Source organism: Nocardia sp. NPDC003963 (assembly GCF_053605105.1).
The window spans coordinates 396,070-414,416 of the sequence record NZ_JBSGIP010000002.1 but is presented as its reverse complement, the minus strand read 5'-3'; the positions used below and the strand labels follow the sequence as shown (position 1 = coordinate 414,416).

17 protein-coding genes are annotated in these 18,347 nt (G+C 67.3%); 10 read left to right on the top strand and 7 right to left on the bottom strand.

Annotated features, from left to right (window positions below):
- Window positions 1–10: 10 nt before the first annotated feature.
- The gene (locus ACWEWT_RS10545; protein WP_452558044.1) at window positions 11–274 is read right to left on the bottom strand and encodes a DUF2631 domain-containing protein; all 264 of its coding nucleotides are present in this window, start codon (window positions 272–274) and stop codon (window positions 11–13) included.
- A 92-nt stretch (window positions 275–366) separates the two neighbouring features.
- Between ACWEWT_RS10545 and dxr the strand changes: the two genes are divergently transcribed.
- The 6 genes from dxr (at window position 367) to ACWEWT_RS10515 (ending at window position 7,890) form a co-directional block, all read left to right on the top strand.
- The gene (gene dxr / locus ACWEWT_RS10540) at window positions 367–1,506 is read left to right on the top strand and encodes a 1-deoxy-D-xylulose-5-phosphate reductoisomerase (protein ID WP_452558043.1); all 1,140 of its coding nucleotides are present in this window, start codon (window positions 367–369) and stop codon (window positions 1,504–1,506) included.
- A gap of 126 nt (window positions 1,507–1,632) precedes the next feature.
- Window positions 1,633–2,826, top strand: coding sequence for a M50 family metallopeptidase (locus ACWEWT_RS10535; RefSeq protein WP_452558042.1), 1,194 nt, complete (start codon window positions 1,633–1,635; stop codon window positions 2,824–2,826).
- 273 nt (window positions 2,827–3,099) lie between these two features.
- Window positions 3,100–3,699 (top strand): hypothetical protein, encoded by a 600-nt coding sequence (locus tag ACWEWT_RS10530; protein WP_452558041.1) that lies wholly within the window; start codon window positions 3,100–3,102, stop codon window positions 3,697–3,699.
- A 195-nt stretch (window positions 3,700–3,894) separates the two neighbouring features.
- Complete coding sequence (gene ispG / locus ACWEWT_RS10525) at window positions 3,895–5,052, top strand: flavodoxin-dependent (E)-4-hydroxy-3-methylbut-2-enyl-diphosphate synthase (protein ID WP_452558040.1); 1,158 nt, start codon at window positions 3,895–3,897, stop codon at window positions 5,050–5,052.
- A 124-nt stretch (window positions 5,053–5,176) separates the two neighbouring features.
- Window positions 5,177–6,040, top strand: coding sequence for a GNAT family N-acetyltransferase (locus ACWEWT_RS10520; RefSeq protein WP_452558039.1), 864 nt, complete (start codon window positions 5,177–5,179; stop codon window positions 6,038–6,040).
- A gap of 62 nt (window positions 6,041–6,102) precedes the next feature.
- On the top strand, window positions 6,103–7,890 hold the full coding sequence (locus ACWEWT_RS10515; RefSeq protein WP_452558038.1) for a penicillin-binding transpeptidase domain-containing protein: 1,788 nt from the start codon (window positions 6,103–6,105) through the stop codon (window positions 7,888–7,890).
- Window positions 7,891–7,909: 19 nt separating this feature from the next.
- Here the strand turns inward: ACWEWT_RS10515 and ACWEWT_RS10510 are convergent, their stop codons facing one another.
- The 6 genes from ACWEWT_RS10510 to ACWEWT_RS10485 all read right to left on the bottom strand — a co-directional run bounded on the left by ACWEWT_RS10510 (window position 7,910) and on the right by ACWEWT_RS10485 (window position 13,674).
- Window positions 7,910–8,137 (bottom strand): hypothetical protein, encoded by a 228-nt coding sequence (locus ACWEWT_RS10510; protein ID WP_452558037.1) that lies wholly within the window; start codon window positions 8,135–8,137, stop codon window positions 7,910–7,912.
- 215 nt (window positions 8,138–8,352) lie between these two features.
- A complete protein-coding gene (locus tag ACWEWT_RS10505) occupies window positions 8,353–8,847 on the bottom strand; it encodes a peroxynitrite isomerase (protein ID WP_452558036.1) in 495 nt (164 codons plus the stop codon).
- Between the two features lie 67 nt (window positions 8,848–8,914).
- Window positions 8,915–9,442: a hypothetical protein gene (locus ACWEWT_RS10500; protein WP_449900311.1), complete on the bottom strand. Its 528-nt coding sequence runs from the start codon at window positions 9,440–9,442 to the stop codon at window positions 8,915–8,917.
- A gap of 95 nt (window positions 9,443–9,537) precedes the next feature.
- Window positions 9,538–10,866, bottom strand: coding sequence for an APC family permease (locus ACWEWT_RS10495; RefSeq protein WP_452558104.1), 1,329 nt, complete (start codon window positions 10,864–10,866; stop codon window positions 9,538–9,540).
- A gap of 167 nt (window positions 10,867–11,033) precedes the next feature.
- Window positions 11,034–11,903 (bottom strand): helix-turn-helix domain-containing protein, encoded by an 870-nt coding sequence (locus ACWEWT_RS10490; protein ID WP_452558035.1) that lies wholly within the window; start codon window positions 11,901–11,903, stop codon window positions 11,034–11,036.
- Between the two features lie 127 nt (window positions 11,904–12,030).
- Window positions 12,031–13,674, bottom strand: a complete 1,644-nt coding sequence (locus ACWEWT_RS10485; RefSeq protein WP_452558034.1) for a class I adenylate-forming enzyme family protein — start codon at window positions 13,672–13,674, stop codon at window positions 12,031–12,033.
- Between the two features lie 779 nt (window positions 13,675–14,453).
- On the opposite strand from ACWEWT_RS10485, the gene ACWEWT_RS10480 reads away from it, so the two are divergent.
- The 4 genes from ACWEWT_RS10480 to ACWEWT_RS10465 all read left to right on the top strand — a co-directional run bounded on the left by ACWEWT_RS10480 (window position 14,454) and on the right by ACWEWT_RS10465 (window position 18,315).
- Window positions 14,454–14,813, top strand: coding sequence for a DUF4254 domain-containing protein (locus ACWEWT_RS10480; protein WP_452558103.1), 360 nt, complete (start codon window positions 14,454–14,456; stop codon window positions 14,811–14,813).
- Between the two features lie 290 nt (window positions 14,814–15,103).
- Window positions 15,104–15,751, top strand: a complete 648-nt coding sequence (locus ACWEWT_RS10475; RefSeq protein WP_452558102.1) for a GntR family transcriptional regulator — start codon at window positions 15,104–15,106, stop codon at window positions 15,749–15,751.
- 81 nt (window positions 15,752–15,832) lie between these two features.
- Window positions 15,833–16,696, top strand: coding sequence for a type I methionyl aminopeptidase (gene map, locus ACWEWT_RS10470; RefSeq protein ID WP_452558033.1), 864 nt, complete (start codon window positions 15,833–15,835; stop codon window positions 16,694–16,696).
- Entirely contained in the window at window positions 16,693–18,315 is a 1,623-nt protein-coding gene (locus ACWEWT_RS10465) for a cobyric acid synthase (RefSeq protein WP_452558032.1), read from the top strand. Before map ends, ACWEWT_RS10465 begins: the two co-directional genes overlap by 4 nt.
- Window positions 18,316–18,347: the final 32 nt, after the last annotated feature.

Below are 18,347 nucleotides of genomic sequence, written 5' to 3'. Positions count from 1 at the left end.
CGGGAGACCCTCAACGGGGCTTCCGGCGGAGCACGATATCCCGGATCACGATCCCGAACAGCGTGACCGCGAAGCCGATCAGGTACAGGTCCTCGACCTTGCCCGAATGGTTGCCGACGATCATCGCCAACAGGATCAAGCCCACCACCACGGCGGCGATGCGGAAGGTACGAGGGGATTCGCCACTCCATCCCCAGGCCGCGGAAGGAACTTCTGCAGGGTCCACCTTGGTGACTACGTGGTCGGTGGCGGGTTCGAGTTCCGTGGCGGACACGATCACTCCTTCTCAAGGGATCAGATACCCGATATCGTGGCATACGACCGGCCGTCGTAGCCAGTAGGGGCGCGGTCGGTGACAATGGGCACGTGTCAGATATCCGCAGAGTCCTCGTCCTCGGTAGCACAGGTTCCATCGGTACCCAGGCCCTCGAGGTGATCGCCGCCAATCCGGACCGCTTCCGGGTCGTGGGTCTGGCGGCCGGGGGCGGACGCACCGAGCTGCTGGCCGGCCAGATGGCCGCCACCGGTACCGACAATGTCGCTGTCGCGGATCCGGAGGCGGCTCGTGCCCTCGGAGTGTCCCTCGGCGGAGCGGATGCCGTGACCGAACTGGTCCGCAGTACCGACGCCGATATCGTGCTCAACGCGCTCGTCGGCTCTCTGGGGCTGGAGCCGACCCTCGCCGCGCTCGAATCGGGGGCGACCCTGGCGCTCGCCAATAAGGAATCGCTGGTGGCGGGCGGTTCGCTGGTCACCCGGGCGGCGAAACCCGGACAGATCGTGCCGGTCGATTCCGAGCATTCGGCGCTGGCGCAATGCCTGCGCGGCGGCCGGAGCGAGGAGGTCGAGAAGCTTATCCTCACGGCCTCCGGCGGGCCTTTCCGCGGCTGGACCACCGAAATGCTCGACGATGTGAACCCCGCCGAGGCGAAGGTCCATCCGACCTGGTCCATGGGTCCGATGAACACCCTGAATTCCGCGTCTCTGGTCAACAAAGGGTTGGAGCTCATCGAAACGCATCTGCTGTTCGGTATCCCCTACGACCGGATCGAGGTGACTGTCCATCCGCAGTCGATCGTGCATTCGATGGTCACGTTCACCGACGGATCCACCCTCGCCCAGGCCAGTCCGCCCGATATGAAGTTGCCGATCGCGTTGGCGCTCGGCTGGCCCGATCGGGTCCCGGGTGCCGCGACCGCCTGTGATTTCGGCACCGCGAGCACGTGGACCTTCGAACCGGTGGACAGTGCGGTGTTCCCGGCGGTGGACCTGGCCCGGTATGCCGGTACCCAGGGCGGATCCGTGACCGCTGTGTACAACGCCGCGAACGAAACCGCGGTGGCGGCGTTTCTCGACGGCCGCATCCGGTTCCCGGAAATCGTGCGCACCGTCGAACGGGTGCTCGCCGCGGCCGACCAGTGGCGCACCGAGCCCGTGGATCTCGCCGAAGTGCTGGCAGCCGATACCTGGGCCCGCGACCGCGCGGAGGTCGTCGCCGGTGGATGACGCCACCACAGGGTGGTCGAGAAGCGCGATGCCTGCCGTTACAGTGGACACCGTGCTCGCGGCCGTATCGGTCTTCCGTGCGGGCCGGCGTCATGATCTGCATATCGCAGGAGGGCTGTAGACCACATGCTGTTCGTTCTGGGATTCGTCCTGTTCGCCCTCGGCATCACACTTTCGGTGGCATTACACGAATGCGGGCACATGTGGGCTGCGCAGGCCACCGGAATGAAGGTGCGCCGGTATTTCGTCGGCTTCGGCCCCAAGATCTTCTCGTTCCGGCGCGGTGAGACCGAATACGGCGTCAAGGCGCTCCCGCTGGGCGGTTTCTGCGATATCGCCGGGATGACAGCTCTGGACGAGCTGGAACCCGAGGAATTGGACCGGGCGATGTACCGCCAGGCGACCTGGAAGCGCCTGGTCGTCATGTTCGGCGGTATCTTCATGAACTTCCTGCTCGCGTTCCTGCTGATCGCGGTACTGGCGATGACCGAAGGTCTGCCCAGACTGACCGAGCCCACCGCGACGGTCGGGGCGGTCGGTTGTGTACCGGCGCAGAACGCTGATCTGAGCTACGCCGAATGTTCGGGTGCCGGGCCGGCCCAACGGGCCGGTCTGCTGCCCGGCGATACCGTGACGGCCGTCGACGGCGTCGCTGTCGGCACCTGGTCGGAATTCCAGGCCGCGACCCAGCAGAAGACCGGGCCTCTCACCTATACGGTCGATCGCGACGGCCGCGCGCTGACCATCGAGGTCGTGCCCGAGCGGGTCCAGCGCTACCGCGAAGACGGCACGACACGGGAGATTTCCGCGGTCGGCGTGACCCTGGAGAATCAGGGACCGGTCACCTACGGCCCGATCGCCGCCATTCCCGCATCGGCCGTGTTCACCGGTGACCTGGCGGTGCGAACCGCCCAATCCCTGGTGCAACTTCCGCAGAAGGTGGGCGCTCTCTGGGAGGCGGTCTCCGGTGGCGAACGGGACACGGATACACCGGTGAGTGTGTACGGAGCCAGCCGGCTCGGCGGCGAGAGCTTCGAGGCCGGTATGTGGGGTTGGTTCATTCTCCTGCTGGCCAGCCTGAACTTCTTCCTGGGTGTTTTCAATCTCCTCCCGCTGTTACCGCTCGACGGCGGGCATATCGCCGTGGTCCTCTTCGAGAAGATCCGCAACACCGTCCGGGGATTGCGTGGACTGCCGCCGGGTGGCCCGGTGGACTATCTGAAGCTGTTGCCGATCACCTACGCGGCGGTGGTGCTGGGCGGCGCCTACATGTTGCTGACGCTGGCCGCCGATATCGTCAATCCGATCAAACTGTTCTAGCCGCGGCGGATCCGGCGTCGTCCGGATCGGCTGTCGCGACCATCGATGCGCGTTTTCGTTGTGGCACAACGACGGTCGTTGCGTGGCACTTGTCGCCACCGGTCTCGTCCCCTACGATGAACTGCGGTAACGACACAGGGCCGAGGGGAGTTGGCCCGATCTCGATTGCCCGGTACCCGCGTGCCGGGTGGGGGTTTCCTCCGCGCTCCACCAGAGCCGATCGTGTGCTGCGTCGGCTCGTCGTTGCCGCCGTTAGGTAACGAAGGGGATCCAGTGAAATTTCGTACTGTCATGTCCACGGTCTCGTGGGCGCTCGTGGTGTGGGGCTGTCTGAGTACGGCGGGGATGGGTGCGGCGGCCGCCGCGGCGCCGGGGCAGGTCACCGCGGAGGAATCGAAGGCCGTCGTCACCGAGGCGATCACGGCGCAGTCGCTGCCGCTGCGGACCGATATGAGCGATCTGGCCGTGGATCAGATCTCGGTCGAGGCCTCGAGCAACGGCCTGCAGCTGGTGCGGGTGCCCGTCGAGTATTCGGCCGGATCGGGCGGAACCGTGCATTTCGTGGTCGACGACACAGAGCAGATCGTGGGCTACGCGGAAAAGCTGGTCACCGACCGGGCCGACGGCACCCGCGCCGTGGCCCTCTGGCAGGACGGTGTGCAGCGGCAGAACACCGTCGTCCGGCCGATAGCGGGGGATCCGTTCACGGACTGCCTGGAAGCCGAGGGTAACCAGGGGAAATTCGCGAAATGGGCATTGCAGAAGTGCTATAGCGGAACGCTGATCTCGCCTGTTCAGGGTACTGCCTGCCTGCTGGGCATCGGCGTTTCCCAGGACATCATCGATCGTTGCCAGCAGCTGGCAATGGCGTAGTTCCCGGTGTCGCGGGTATCGACGATCGGCTGGAGTCGGTACCCGCGGCGACATCGCGGTCCGGTGGATTCGCGACGCCGGTTTCCGCCGTTTCCGAGTGGTGGGGCTCATCTGTGGCTGGGCGGGGGTTCGGTGGGCATCGCGTCTAGACTCGGGGTCGGACGGCCCGAAACTCACGAAAGTAGGCAGCCGAAAGTGACCAGCACAGTCGGATTGGGGATGCCGGCCGCACCGGCCGCGGTGCTCGCGCCGCGGCGCAGGACCCGTCAACTGATGGTGGGCGGTGTCGGTGTGGGAAGTGACCACCCGATCTCGGTGCAGTCGATGACGACGACCAGAACACACGATGTGAACGCGACATTGCAGCAGATCGCGGAGCTGACCGCGTCGGGCTGCGATATCGTCCGGGTGGCGTGCCCGCGCCAGGAGGACGCCGACGCGCTTCCGATGATCGCGAAGAAATCGCAGATCCCGGTGATCGCGGATATCCATTTCCAGCCCCGCTACATTTTCGCCGCGATCGATGCCGGTTGCGCGGCGGTCCGGGTGAACCCGGGCAATATCAAAGAATTCGACGGACGGGTCGGCGAGGTCGCCAAGGCGGCCGGGGCCGCCGGTATCCCGATCCGGATCGGCGTGAACGCCGGTTCCCTGGACAAGCGGATGCTGGCCAAATACGGCAAGGCGACTCCGGAGGCGCTCGTCGAATCGGCGTTGTGGGAGGCGGGCCTCTTCGAGGAGCACGGGTTCGGCGATATCAAGATCTCGGTCAAGCACAACGATCCGGTGGTGATGGTCGAGGCATACCGGCAGCTGGCCGCGCAGTCCGACTATCCGCTGCATCTCGGGGTCACCGAGGCGGGTCCGGCCTTCCAGGGCACCGTGAAATCCGCGGTCGCGTTCGGGGCGCTGCTCAGCGAGGGAATCGGCGACACCATCCGGGTATCGCTGTCCGCGCCGCCGGCCGAAGAGGTGAAGGTCGGCGACCAGATTCTGCAGTCGTTGAACCTGCGACCCCGCAAGCTCGAGATCGTGTCCTGCCCTTCGTGCGGCCGTGCCCAGGTGGACGTGTACACCCTCGCCAACGAGGTCACCGCCGGCCTGGACGGTCTGGAAGTGCCCCTGCGTGTGGCGGTGATGGGTTGTGTGGTGAACGGTCCGGGTGAGGCGCGGGAGGCCGATCTCGGTGTCGCCTCGGGTAACGGCAAGGGGCAGATCTTCGTGAAGGGCGAGGTCATCAAAACGGTGCCCGAGGCGCAGATCGTGGAGACGCTCATCGAGGAGGCCATGCGGATCGCCGAGGAGATGGGTGAGGACGCCGCTACCGGGGAACCGGTCGTCAGCGTCGGCTGACGAACTCTCGTCACCGGCCCGTCGCCACGGCGGGCCGGTCGTTGTGGTTGCGCCGCGCCGGGCGCTGCTCGGGCTTTCCGGATATCCGTACCGTCCCGGCGCGGTTCATGGCAGGCTGTTGTAGGTGCGGAGTCTGCTGGAGCCGGCCCGGCGCGCGAAGTACGTTCCCGCGCGTCAGCTCGCCAAACGGGACCTGGCGCAGGTACTCCGGGTCCTCGACGATGATCCGGTGGCCACCTGCATGGTTGCTGCCCGGCTACAGGAATACGGTCTGGACAACCGGTGCGGTCAGGGTGAACTCTGGAGTCACGGCGGTCCGTCGGATTCGCTGTGCTTCTCCGGGGTGAACCTCATCCCGCTGCGGGGCGGGCGTGACGCGCTGCGTGCCTTCGCCGATCGTGCGATCCGGTGGCCCCGGATGTGTTCCTCGGTGGTCGGGCGGCAGGAGCTGGCCCTGCCGCTGTGGGAGATGCTCGCCGACCACTGGGGTCCGGAACGTGAGGTACGCGGCGCACAGCCGTTGCTCGCGCTCACCGACACCGCTGTATCGGCCGCCGACCCCGAGGTGCGCCAAGTGCGTCCCGAGGAACTGGACCGGTATCTCGCGGCGGCGATCGCGATGTTCATCGAAGAGGTCGGGGTCGATCCGCGCGCCGGCGACGGTGGCCGCGGCTATCGGCGCCGGGTGGCCGGCCTGATCGAGGCGGGCCGGGCGTGGGCCCGGTTCGTCGACGGCGAGGTCGTGTACAAGGCCGAGGTGGGTGCCCAATCCCGGCGCACCGGCCAGATCCAGGGAGTCTGGGTGCACCCGGAACACCGGGGACGGGGGCTGGGTACATCGGGCACGGCGGCGGTGGCCAATTCCGTGGTCGCCTCGGGCCGGACCGCCAGCCTGTACGTCAACGACTACAACGAGGTGGCCCGCCGCGCCTACCGGGCGGTCGGATTCCGGCAGATCGCCACATTCGCCACTGTGCTGCTCGACTGATCCGGGCCGGATCCGGTGTGCCGCAGGTGATCACCGGGCTCGGTCGCCTACCATCGGCTGCGATGGCGATCCGGTGCGTGCTCGTGATCGTGGTCGCGGCGCTCGTGTTCGCCGTGACCGGCTGTGGTGCGGGTTCCGCCGGACCGATCACCGCCGCGGACAGTTTCCTCAGTGCCTTCGCCGCACGCGATATCGAGACCGCCGCCGACCGGACCAATCGTCCCGAAAAGGCCTTCGCCGCATTGACTTCGGCCTGGGACGAACTGGGCGCCGAGGAACTCCACGCGAACACCGGCGCCGCGCGGATCTCCGGCGATACCGCCACTGTCGACTACACCTACGAATGGCGGTTGTCCGGCGGCCGCGACTGGACCTATTCGGGACAACTGCCGATGGTGCGTAGCGGAGGTTCCTGGACGGTCCGGTGGAACGGTACGGCAGTTCATCCCCGGCTCGGTGACACCCAGACCATGGCCCTGTCGGTACAGCCTGCGCCGCGGGCGCGGGTGAACGAACAGTCCGGTAGCGATGTGCTGGTGCCGGGCACCGTCTCGCGGGTGACCTTCGATGCTGCCGACTGCGCGGATCCGCAGCGGGTGGCGGCGGCGTTGTCGCAGGCCCTGGTCGATATCGACGAGCGGCTCACGCCCGAGCGCATCCTCGATTCCGCTCGTGCCGCCGACGGTGTGTACACGGTGGTCGTGCTGACCGAGGTCGAGTTCGGGCGGGCCGGGCCCCAGCTCATCGGGCTACCGGGAGTCCGGGTGACCCAGGAGTGGGATATGACTCCCACCGACCGGAAGTTCGCGCCCGATCTGATGGTTCAGGTACGGCAGACGGTGATCGCCGATGTCGACGGCCGGGCCGGTTGGCGGGTAGTGGCCCGCAACGCCAACGGCGCGGAGACCGGGGTACTGCACGAGGTGGCGGCCCAGCCGGCGCCGTCGTTCGCGCTGAGCGTGGACCGCCGGATCCAGAACGCGGCCCAGCGCGCGGTCGACGGGCGCCGGGAACAGGCCATGATGGTGGTGATCGAACCCTCGACCGGTGGGATTCTCGCGGTGGCGCAGAACACGGCCGCCGATCGGGACGGACCCGTCGCCACGATCGGTCAGTACCCGCCGGGGTCGGTGTTCAAAACGGTGACCGCGGCGGCCGCGATCGCGGAGGGAATCGCGACCCCGGATACGGTGGTCTCCTGCCCGAGCGCGATCACCATCGGGGAGCGGATGATTCCGAATTACAACGACTTCACGGTGGGTGACGTTCCCATGGCCACCGCGTACGCCCGGTCGTGCAATACCTCGTTCGCCGCATTGGCCAGTAAATTGCTGGAGTCCGCCCTCACCGACAGCGCGGCCGCTTTCGGTATCGGTCCGGATTACACCGTGGCGGGACTGCCGACCTTTTCCGGGTCGGTTCCCGCTGCCGCGGATCGCACCCAGCGCACCGAGGACGGAATCGGGCAGGGGCGGGTCGTGGTCAGCCCGTTCGGTATGGCCCTCATGGCCGCGGCCGTCGCCTCCGGGTCCGCGCCGACTCCGTATCTGATCGCCGGCCGTGAAACGGCGGTCGACGGACAGCGGCCCGCCCTCGATCCGGACGTGGTGCGCGGGTTGCGGACGATGATGCGTCAGGTGGTCGTCTCGGGCACGGCCGAGCGGATCGCCGATCAGGGGGAGGTGTTCGGCAAAACCGGCGAAGCGGAGGTGGAGGGCGGCTCGCATTCCTGGTTCGTCGGATACCGGGGCGATATCGCCTTCGCGACTCTGCTGGTCAGAGGCGGAAGCTCCGATAACGCGGTAGCCGTGACGCGGGATATGCTCGCCGCCCTGCCCCGGGGGTACTGATCCGCGCCGGGGCTGTCCGTTATTGCCCGGCCGATTCGGTTCCCGATCTGGTCGCGAAACCGTGACCGATATCGGTGATGCGGGTATCGGTGGTTACCGCATCGCTGACCCGCGCGGGTGCGACGACCGATACCGTCCGGTCGGTGACCGGGGCGGACGAAGCGGTATCGGTGCCCAGGATCTCGACGACCCCGGTACCCCCCAGAATCAGTCCGGCGGTGATGAAAGCAACGGCGGAACGCTTCATTTCCGGCTCCCTCCGAATCAGAGGTTCGACAGACAGCGAGCTCGGATTGCTGCTGTGCGACCGGGCTCTGCGGAAGAGTTATCTGATGATTTGCTGCTCAGGTCAACCTAAGCCGGTAATGCGCACCGAGACAAGATGGAGAGGACCAGAAAATCGATGACGAGCAAATCGTGACCCAGGTCACCGAAATCCGTGATCTACTCGTTACGCACCGTTCAGATTTTATGCAGGGCGGCCGCGAGATGATCCTGTAGGGGCAAGCCCACGGCACCCATCTGCAGGGTGTAGTCGATGACTCCGGCGTGCATATGGATCGTGCGGCTGAGCGCGGTCACGGATTTGGCTGTGGAGCTCAGGCCGATCGCCGTCGATTCCAGTTCCAGCCGGATCTCGTCGTCGCCGAGCGTGAGTTTGCCCTCGCTGATCTCGGTGATCCCGGTGGGATGGGAGAGGATGAGCTCCACCCGGTCGGGGCCGGGGCAGCGCAGATAACCGGTCTCCACATGCAGCGGACGGTTGTCCTCGGCGTGCCGGGTGCGCTGCCGGTAGGTGAGGAACGGGCGGCCCAGATGGCCGAACGTGATCTCCTCCAGATAACCGAAAGGCTCGATCGTCGGGTAATCGCCCTGGCCCGCGCCGCGCCAGGTACCGAGCAATCCGGCCAGCGGGGCGATACCGGGATGCGGGGCGGGTGTCTGCGGTTCGGCCACGGCGCACAAGCGTAGACCCTCATCGGCCGATCGGGATGATCCGTACCCGTCCAGCGCGCCGGGGGTGCTATTTGTTGCGGCGACGTCCGAACGGCCAGAAGGACCGGGTGCGCCGCCGGGGCAGTGCCGCGTAGACCATGGTCATCTCGGCGAACACTCCCGCCTCGCGTTCCCGGTCGGCACCGAAATCGTCGCGGCCCAGGATCTGGGTGATCGATCCGGGCGCGATCGTGGCGAGCGCGTCGAGCAGTGAGGCGTTGAGAGCGCCGAGCGAGATACGGGTGGTGTCGGGGTCCTCGGCGCCGGGCCCGCCGTGGCCCAGCAGCATATGGCCGATCGCGTGCAGCACGATATGGTCGGCGTTGCGGCCCGACGCCGATGCGTCGAAGACGATGATGTCGTCGTTCTTCCGGGCGATCCAGAGGCCGTTACCGTTGCACCCCAGATCGGCCAGCGCCGACCGGTGGGCCGGCTGTAACGAGATCGGTCGTTTCCGGTGCGCGGCCACCTCGGCGAGGTAGGCGTTGAGGTCCCACGGGCTGGGCAGGGGCACCGACCCAGCTGCATCGCCGAACCTGGCGTCCATGCTTGTCATCGGCGAATACGTTACCGATCGCGGGTCCGCTCGTCACTTCCGCGAATTCCCGCGCACCGGTGGAGAACCGGCGACCTGGGCGGGAGCGTGGCAGGCTACTCGATATCGGCCTCCGGGCCCAGGGATCGGACATTGTGCTGTTTGTTCCACAGCGCGGAGAACGCCCACAGCACGATGCCGATGACCAGCAGGACGCCGGCGATGGCGTACTGCTGGGGATTGCGGTCGGTGAACGGAGTCGCCAGATACGCACAGCACACCGCACCGAGCACCGGCAGCGGTGTCGGGGTGCGGAAATGCTCGTGCCCGACCGTGTCACGCCGCAGTACCAGCACGGCGATATTGACGATGGTGAAGACCACGAGCAGCAGCAGTGCGGTGGTGCCGCCGAGCTCGGGGACCTCGTCGACGAACGTGAGCAGACCGAAGGCGAGCACCGTGGTGAACAGGATCGCGACGTGTGGGGTGCGCCGGCTCCGATTGACCCGGCCCAGGATCCGGGGGAGCACCTTGTGCTTGGCCATTCCGTACAGCAGCCGGCTGGCCATGAGCATATTGATCAGTGCCGAGTTGGCCACCGCGAACATGGTGATGAAGGCGAAGATCTGGGTCGGGAAGCCCGGTGCGCCGATCTCCACCACCTGGAGCAGCGGGGTATCGCCCTCGGCGAGTTGCTCCGGTGGGACCAGCGCTACCGCGGTGATGGAGACCACGACATAGATCGCACCGGTGATCAGGAGCCCGCTGATCAGAATCTTCGGGAAGATCCTGCTGGGTTCCTTGGTCTCCTCGGCCATATTCACCGAATCCTCGAACCCGACCATGGCATAGAAAGCCAGCGTCGTCGCCGCGATGACCCCGCCGAACGCCGTACGGTCCCCGGTATCGAATTCGACGATCCGGCCGAAATCGCCGTTACCGAACCCGAGCGCCCACAGCCCGATGCACACCACGATCAGCAGGCCGGACAGTTCCACACAGGTGAGCAGGACATTGGCTTTCACGCTCTCGCCGACGCCGCGCAGATTGATCGCGGCGGCGGCGGCCATGAACGCCAGCGCGATAACGGTGAGCATCGGCCCGTTGCCGTCGAACTCGAAGGCCTCGGCGAAGTTCGCGGCGAAGGCCTTCGCCGCGGTCGCGGCGGAGGTGATACCGGAACTCATCACCGCGAAGGTCACCATGAACGTGACGAAATGGATCCCGAATGCCTTGTGTGTGTAGAGCGCGGCCCCGGCGGCCTGCGGGTATTTGGTGACCAGTTCCAGATAGCTGAGGCCGGTGATCATCGCGACGACGAAGGCGACCAGGAACGGGACCCACACCGCCCCGCCGACTTCCCCGGCCACCCGGCCGGTGAGTGCGTAGATGCCGGTGCCGAGGATATCGCCGACAATGAACAGCAACAGCAGCCACGGGCCCATGACCCGGACGAGCTCCGGCTGCGATGCCGGATCGGTCCGGTCGGTGACGTCTGCCAAGAGAACCCCTCATCCCCGCAGTGGCCGTACGAGCCGTGAATCGAACAGTTCCGATCTGTGTACCCACTCGGTACGGCAGGGACTCCTGTTCTCCGGAGTTGTTCGAGAGGTCAGGCCAGGGCTTCGGCGGTCGCCGCGGCTTCGGCGATCACGACCGCGGAGTCCCGGGGACTCAGCGCCATCGCCCGCAACTGGTCGAACATGACGCCGAAACGCCGGATCTCGGTATGCCCCTCGACGAGTGCGTCACCGGAAATGCCCTCGACGTAGACCAGTTCGGGATCGGTGGGATCGGGGAAGTCGAGAATGGTGAAGGATCCGGCCATCCCCGGATGGGCGCCCGCGTCGAAGGGGAGGATCTGCAGGATCACGTTCTTGCGTTTGGTCGCCTCGCCCAGCCTGCGCAACTGGCCGGCCATGACCTCCGGGCCGCCGACCATCCGGCGGATGGCGGCCTCGTCCAGTACCACCCACAATTCGAGCGGTTCGTCCTTGGCCAGGACCGCGGCCCGGTCCATCCGGGCGCGCGCTCGGCGTTCCAGATCCGATGCCTCCAATTTCGGCATGCAGGTATCGATCACGGCCATGGCGTACTGCTCGGTCTGCAACAGCCCGGGAATGAAGGAGGTCTGGTAGTGCCGGGCCGACAGTGCCACCGATTCGAAATTGATGTACGCGGCGTACACCTCCGACAGGCTCGCCTCGTAGGGCCTTGACATACCGGGCTTCTGGGCGTCGGACAGCAACTCCAGCGCCTCGTCGCGCCGAGCCTCCTCGACGCCGTAGAGGTCCAGCATGGTCATCAGCGTCCGGCGCTGCGGCCGAGCCTGTGCGGTTTCGATGCGATACAGCGTGGTCACATTGATACCGGTCCGAGCGCTGACATCCTCTTTGCTCAGTCCGGCGTCGTCGCGCATCTCCAGCAGCAGCACCGAGAGCCGGCGCAGGCCCGCCGTGAGGACGGTGCGTTTGCCTGCCATGTCATCCCTTTCGACTCGCGCGTGGCGCGGCCCGTCGGCCGTCGATGATCGCCCGCCGCACCTTCTGTGGAGCAACAATAACGAGGAAAGACCCCCGATGGGATCGGCAGTGGTCACAAAACGGTGCTCACGGCGTGATCTCGCGGCGCAACACTTTCCCGGTGGCATTGCGCGGCAGCGGCGAGGCGGTGATCGTCCAGCGTTCGGGGACCTTGAAGTAGGCGAGCCGCCGGGCGGTGAACGCGCGGAGTTCGTCGGCGCCGAGAGCGTCCGGGTCGTCGGTGACCACCACTGCCGCGACCCGTTGACCGAGATCGTCGTCGGGCACGCCGAGTACCGCCGATTCGCGCACCGCCGGATGCTCGTCGAGGATGTTCTCTATCTCGGTGGGGTACACGTTCTCTCCGCCGCGCAGAATGAGATCGGTACGGCGCCCGGCCATCCGGAGCGCACCCTGCGACAGGGTGCCGAAATCACCTGTCCGCAACCAGCGCCGGCTGTCGACGGCCGCGGCGGTGGCCGCATCGTCACGCCAGTAACCGAGCATGACGTACGGGCTGCGAATCCAGATCTCGCCCTCGGTGCCCTCCGCCACGGGAATCCCGGCGGGATCGCGGATCTCGACGGAAACTCCCAGAATCGGGCGTCCGACGGTTTCCGGCTCGGCGGCGAGTTCCGCGGGTGTCGCGACGGTTGCGGCGGTTCCGCTCTCGGTGAGGCCGTAGCTGGTGGTCAGCGCGATACCGGTGCCGGGCAACCGGGCGCGCAGCCGCTGCTGGAAGGCCGGCGAGGAGGGGGCCGCGTTCAGGGACAGCGAAGTGAGTGCGGACAGGTCGTACCCACGCAGATCGTGGTCCAGCAGGCGCGCGGCCAGGGTCGGTACCGCACCCCAGTTGGTCACTCGTTCCCGGGCCATCAGTGTCAGCACCTGTTCGGCGTCGAAGGCGCCGGTGTGCAGGACCACGGCGGCGCCGGTGCACAGCCGCGGGATCACGAGATTGTGCAGGCTGGCGATATGGAACAGGGGTGAGGTGAGCAGAAACCGCTTATCGCTCGGCTCCCGGTGGGCGCGGCCGGCCAGCGCCGCGCCGAGCGCATCGGTGTAGCGGTGGTAGTCGGCGATCGCGATCAGGTTTCGATGGGTGTGCACCACGCCCTTGGGACGTCCGGTGGTGCCGCTGGTGTAGAGGATCACCGCCGGATCGTCCTCGGCGACCGGAACGATCGGGGCCGCCCCGCGATGGTCGGCGATCAGCTGCGGCAGGTCCTCGGTCGTGGTGAGCACCGGGATCCCGGTATCAGCGGCCGGGGCAGCGCGTTTCGGGTCCGCGACCACGACCGTCGGCTCGGTGTGCCGGATACCGTAGGCGATCTCCGGGGCAGCCCACCACGCGTTGTAGGCGACCGCGACCGCGCCCAGGTACTGCGCCGCCCAGAAGGTGATCACCCATTCGGGACTGTTGGCGGCCAGGATGCCGATCCGGTCGCCGCGGCCGACGCCGTACCGGTCGGCCAGGGCCCGCGCCAGGGCCTGGGCGGCGGCCGCGTGCTCGGTGAACGAGATGCGCCGGTCGGTGGTGACCAGGTAGTCGCGCTCGCCCCAGGCGGCCGCGGCATCGAGCAGTTCGCGCAGTGAGCGGTGCCGATGACGCCGGACGGCGATCGGGGCACCGAGCACCGTCTCGGTCGACAGTTCGAACGGTCCGCCGGAGCCGGTGAGCTCGGCGGCTGCCTGCGCGGCGGCGGCTCGAGGGTCTGGGTTACTGCTCATCGGGGTCCACATCCTTGTCGACAACGGTCCAGAGAATCCATACCGCATGGCGTGGCCGTGTCGGCGACCGACCGTTGCCATCGAGCTCCGGGAGTGGGACCGGCGCTTCCGCGCCGCAGCGGAGATGGACCGCGGTCCACGACATCCGGAAATTGCCGCAAACAGTTGGCAACCGGTACTTTGCGTTTGAGCGTGCATCGCGGCTGCACGACCGTTTTCCCGGGGAAGGCTCGTAAGGGTCGGGTGCCGAGCCGGTCTCGTAGGCCCTGTACGGCGGGCGATGCGGCCGGGGTCGTTGTGCCACAGCACCATAGGTGGCGGTATGGTTCCCGGTACGCGGTGCGGGTTTGTCTCGGCACGGTTGCGATGTGGTCGCGTAAGGCGCGGTCGGGCCTGGTCTCGGCGGTGTGCCGGGTATGGTTCGCGGCGGCGGTGATTCGGGCCGCCGGCGGGAACGATCATGGCGGGTACGCGTTTTCGGTGGGACCGTGTCCGGTTCCGCGGGAAGGGTCGTTAGGCTTGCGCAGGACGCTGTTCGCAACATTGCGTATCGAAGTCTTGTGTTCTTGCATATGTAAGAGCATGATCCAGCTAGCCTTGTTGTGAACAACGATCCGATGTCCGGGATTACCGAATCGAGAGCCGATCATGTTGGTACAGAGTGCGATGGTGCCGGGTGAGATCGAGTGGTGCAGATGAGCGCACCCACTCTGGGAACCCTGCCGACTGCGCCACAACTGCTGTGCGCCTTCCAGGGACGGCGGGTTCAGGAGCGTGTGCTGCTGCGCTTCGCGCACGCGCTGGTCGAACTGCACAAGCGTCGCGCGCATCTTCGCGATATGGCAGAGATTGCCGAGATCGACTGTCGCAGAACAGAACTCGTGGACGACATCAACGACTGGATCACCCGGAGGATGCCGCAGCACCGCAACGGCGCCTCGTTGCACACCGAGAGTCTCGGTGCGGTGATCGACCGGATGGCAGGCAGCTGGGTGGCCGCGAACCGAGCGATCGAGGCCGACGGAGTTCGCAGCGACCGGACGCACCGGCACTGGTACCACCTGGCCGAACTCGTCGACGGTTATACGGATTTGATCGCCGAGGTCGCGGGCGGGCGCCGGCGGTTGCCGGTGCAGTAGGGGTTCGGCGGATCACCGCCACGTCCAGTCCGCTGGACGTCGTCGAACCTCCGAGTATGGCACGCGAAAGACCGCAGAATGTCGAATGGCCTAGACCGAATGGGTTTCCACGGCGAATGTCCGGTTAACCCGACGGTACAGGCCAATTGGAGGTAATTTCTGCCATGAGGCAGACCGAAGAGGTCGTGGGCGCCGTAACGGCACACCGAGACCTCGACACAGTGACAGCAGCGGTGCCGGGAATCACCGCCCTGTCGAAGGTTTACCGGGTACGTGCCGAACTGGACACGATGCTCGGCGAGCTACGCCCCGGCGACCGGGTACCCGCCGAACGGGAACTGGCCGGCCGTTTCGGGGTCGCCCGGGAAACCGTCCGGCACGCCCTACGGGATCTCGCGGTGGAGGGCCGCATCCGCAGACAGGGCCGGGGTACCGTACTGGCCCGCCCCAAGGTCGTCCGCCCGCTGGCCCCCGAACCCACCGTCGAAGACGGATCCGGTGTCGTGCGCAGTCTGCTGTCCTGGGAAGACGGTACAGCCGACGCGGAGATCGCCCGGGATCTCGAACTACCGCTACAGACCCCGATAATGACCCTGGAGCGTCTGCTGCACGCCGACGGCGAACCGATCGCGCTGGAACGCATCGATCTATCGCTGGATCGATTCGGCTGGCTGCGTGCGGGTTTCGACCCCCTGGGGTCGCTGTCGGCGACCATCGGCGATTCCGGTGTCGAATACGGCGGTGCCACCGAACGTATCGAGACCGTACTCGCCGCACCGCGCGAGGCCGGGCTGCTCGGCTGCCGCCCGGCTGTGCCGTTGTTCCGGGTGGTGCGCCGCGGTGTGGACACCCAGGGACGCCCGATCGAGCGGGTCGCCGCCCTCTACCGGGGTGACCGGGTCGCGTTCGAGGTCCGTACCGGCGGCCGCGGCCGCTGATACCGGGCCCGGGCGCCCGGCGTCCGGGCCGACGGTACGGTTCCCGGCGACCGCCCGGCCTGCGCCGACTACTCTGGGGCCATGTCCGTGCGTACCCGCCAGCCGCTGCTTCCCGGAACCCCCACTCCGATCCGCGAGGTCCCGCATGGGATCGAACGGCCGGAGTACGTCTGGAAGAAGACGGCGAAGGAGGGTTCCGAGCCCTGGGTGCAGACCACCGAGACCATCGAGAAGATGCGGGTCGCCGGACAGATCGCCGCCCGGGCGCTGGCCGAAGCCGGTAAGGCGGTCGCGCCGGGGGTCACCACCGACGAACTGGACCGGATCGCCCACGAATACATGTGCGACCACGGCGCCTATCCCTCGACGCTCGGGTACAAGGGTTTCCCCAAATCGTGCTGCACCTCGCTCAACGAGGTGATCTGCCACGGCATCCCCGACAGCACGGTGGTCGAGGACGGTGACATCGTCAATATCGATGTCACCGCCTATATCCACGGTGTACACGGCGATACGAACGCCACCTTCCCGGCCGGCGAGGTCGACGACGAGGTGCGACTGCTCGTCGAACGCACCGAGGAAGCGACCGCCCGCGCGATCAAGGCGGTACGTCCCGGGCGCGCCCTGAACGTGATCGGCCGGGTGATCGAGTCCTATGCGAACCGGTTCGGTTACGGCGTCGTCCGGGATTTCACCGGACACGGAGTCGGTCCCACCTTCCACAGCGGTCTGGTGATCCTGCACTACGACCAGCCCGCGGTGGAATCGGTCATCGAAACCGGGATGACCTTCACCATCGAGCCCATGATCAACCTGGGCGGAATCGACTACGAGATCTGGGACGACGGGTGGACCGTGGTCACCAAGGACCGTAGGTGGACGGCCCAGTTCGAGCACACTCTCGTGGTCACCGAGACCGGCGCCGAAATCCTCACTCTGCCGTGAGCCGGCCCGGCGGGGCGCTGCTGATCGCCGGGACCACCTCCGACGCCGGTAAGAGTGTGGTGGTCGCCGGCCTGTGCCGGATGCTGCGGCGGCGCGGGGTCCGGGTGGCGCCGTTCAAGGCGCAGAACATGTCGAACAACTCCGTGGTCACGCTGGACGGTGGCGAGATCGGCCGTGCCCAGGCCTTACAGGCCCAGGCGTGCGGTCTGGAGCCGAGCGTCCGGTTCAACCCGATCCTGCTGAAGCCCGGCAGCGACCGGCGTTCCCAGCTGGTGGTGCGCGGCCGGGTGGTGGACACCGTGGGCGCCGCCGACTATTTCACCCATCGCACCCGGCTGCGCGAGGTGGTGGCCGCCGAACTGGCCGCCTTGCGCGACGAATTCGATGTGGTGATCTGTGAAGGGGCCGGATCGCCCGCCGAGATCAACCTGCGTGCCACCGATCTGGCGAATATGGGCCTGGCCCGGGCGGCCGATCTACCGGTGCTCGTCGTCGGTGATATCGACCGGGGCGGGGTGCTGGCGCATCTGTTCGGCACCCTCGCGGTACTGGAACCCGAGGATCAGCGCCTGATCGCCGGGTTCGTGATCAACAAGTTCCGCGGCGATGTGGGGTTGCTGAAACCCGGACTGGACCAGCTGACCGCGCTCACCGGCCGGCCGACGCTCGGAGTGCTCCCGTTCTGCGAGGAGTTGTGGATCGACGCCGAGGATTCGCTGAGCACGGTGGCGGGCGCGCCCGTGGGCCGCCCCGCCGCCCCCATCGGAAGCGAATGGCTCACCGTCGCCGCGGTGCGGCTGCCGCGGGTGTCCAACTCCACCGATGTGGAGGCGCTGGCCTGTGAACCCGGGGTCGCGGTGCGCTGGGTGGACGATCCGTCCGCGCTGGCGGATGCCGATCTGGTCGTCGTACCCGGGAGCAAAGCCACCGTGGACGATCTGGCCTGGTTGCGGCGGACCGGTATCGCCGAGGCGTTGGGCCGCCGGGCCGCGGCCGAACGGCCGATCCTCGGCATCTGCGGTGGCTATCAGATGCTGGGCCGCCGCATTGTGGATACCGTCGAATCGGGTGCGGGTGAGGTCGCCGGGCTGGGGCTGCTCGATATGGATATCGCATTCGGGCGTGAGAAGGTCCTGCGCCGCACCACCGCGGTGGGGGCGTCCGGTGGACCGGACGCCTCTACGGGTCCGGCGGCCACCGGGTACGAGATCCACCACGGGTATGTCCGGCGGTCCACGGAGGAACCGTGGCTGTACGTCACGGGCTGGGCGGATGCCGGGGCGGCAGCGGGCGGTGCCGGGACGGCGGGCGCCGAGCGTATCGGGGAGGGGGGCGTCCGCGGAGCGGTCTGGGGCACCCACCTGCACGGCCTCCTGGAATCCGATGAATTCCGCCGGACCTGGCTCGCCCAGGTCGCCCGGTGTGCCGGGCGTACCGGGTTCACCGTGGCCCCCGGGACCAGGGTGGCGGCCGTGCGCGCCGCTCAACTCGATCTGCTGGCCGACCTGGTCTCCGAGCATCTGGATATCGCGGGATTGGACCGCCTGCTCGCCGAGGGGGCGCCCGTTGGGCTGCCCGGTGTCGGTACCACCCTGGAAGCGCTCTCGGGGGCGAACTGATCGCGGCCGGTTCCCGCCGGGGATACCGCGGC

Excerpts from the sequence above, each read along its gene's own strand:
- ACWEWT_RS10535 (WP_452558042.1), top strand. The coding sequence starts at position 1,633 with ATGCTGTTCGTTCTGGGATTCGTCCTGTTCGCCCTCGGCATCACACTT.
- ACWEWT_RS10515 (WP_452558038.1), top strand. The coding sequence starts at position 6,103 with ATGGCGATCCGGTGCGTGCTCGTGATCGTGGTCGCGGCGCTCGTGTTC.
- ACWEWT_RS10510 (WP_452558037.1), bottom strand. The coding sequence starts at position 8,137 with ATGAAGCGTTCCGCCGTTGCTTTCATCACCGCCGGACTGATTCTGGGG.
- ACWEWT_RS10500 (WP_449900311.1), bottom strand. The coding sequence starts at position 9,442 with ATGACAAGCATGGACGCCAGGTTCGGCGATGCAGCTGGGTCGGTGCCC.
- ACWEWT_RS10495 (WP_452558104.1), bottom strand. The coding sequence starts at position 10,866 with ATGGGCCCGTGGCTGCTGTTGCTGTTCATTGTCGGCGATATCCTCGGC.
- ACWEWT_RS10490 (WP_452558035.1), bottom strand. The coding sequence starts at position 11,903 with ATGGCAGGCAAACGCACCGTCCTCACGGCGGGCCTGCGCCGGCTCTCG.
- ACWEWT_RS10485 (WP_452558034.1), bottom strand. The coding sequence starts at position 13,674 with ATGAGCAGTAACCCAGACCCTCGAGCCGCCGCCGCGCAGGCAGCCGCC.
- ACWEWT_RS10475 (WP_452558102.1), top strand. The coding sequence starts at position 15,104 with ATGCTCGGCGAGCTACGCCCCGGCGACCGGGTACCCGCCGAACGGGAA.
- map (WP_452558033.1), top strand. The coding sequence starts at position 15,833 with ATGTCCGTGCGTACCCGCCAGCCGCTGCTTCCCGGAACCCCCACTCCG.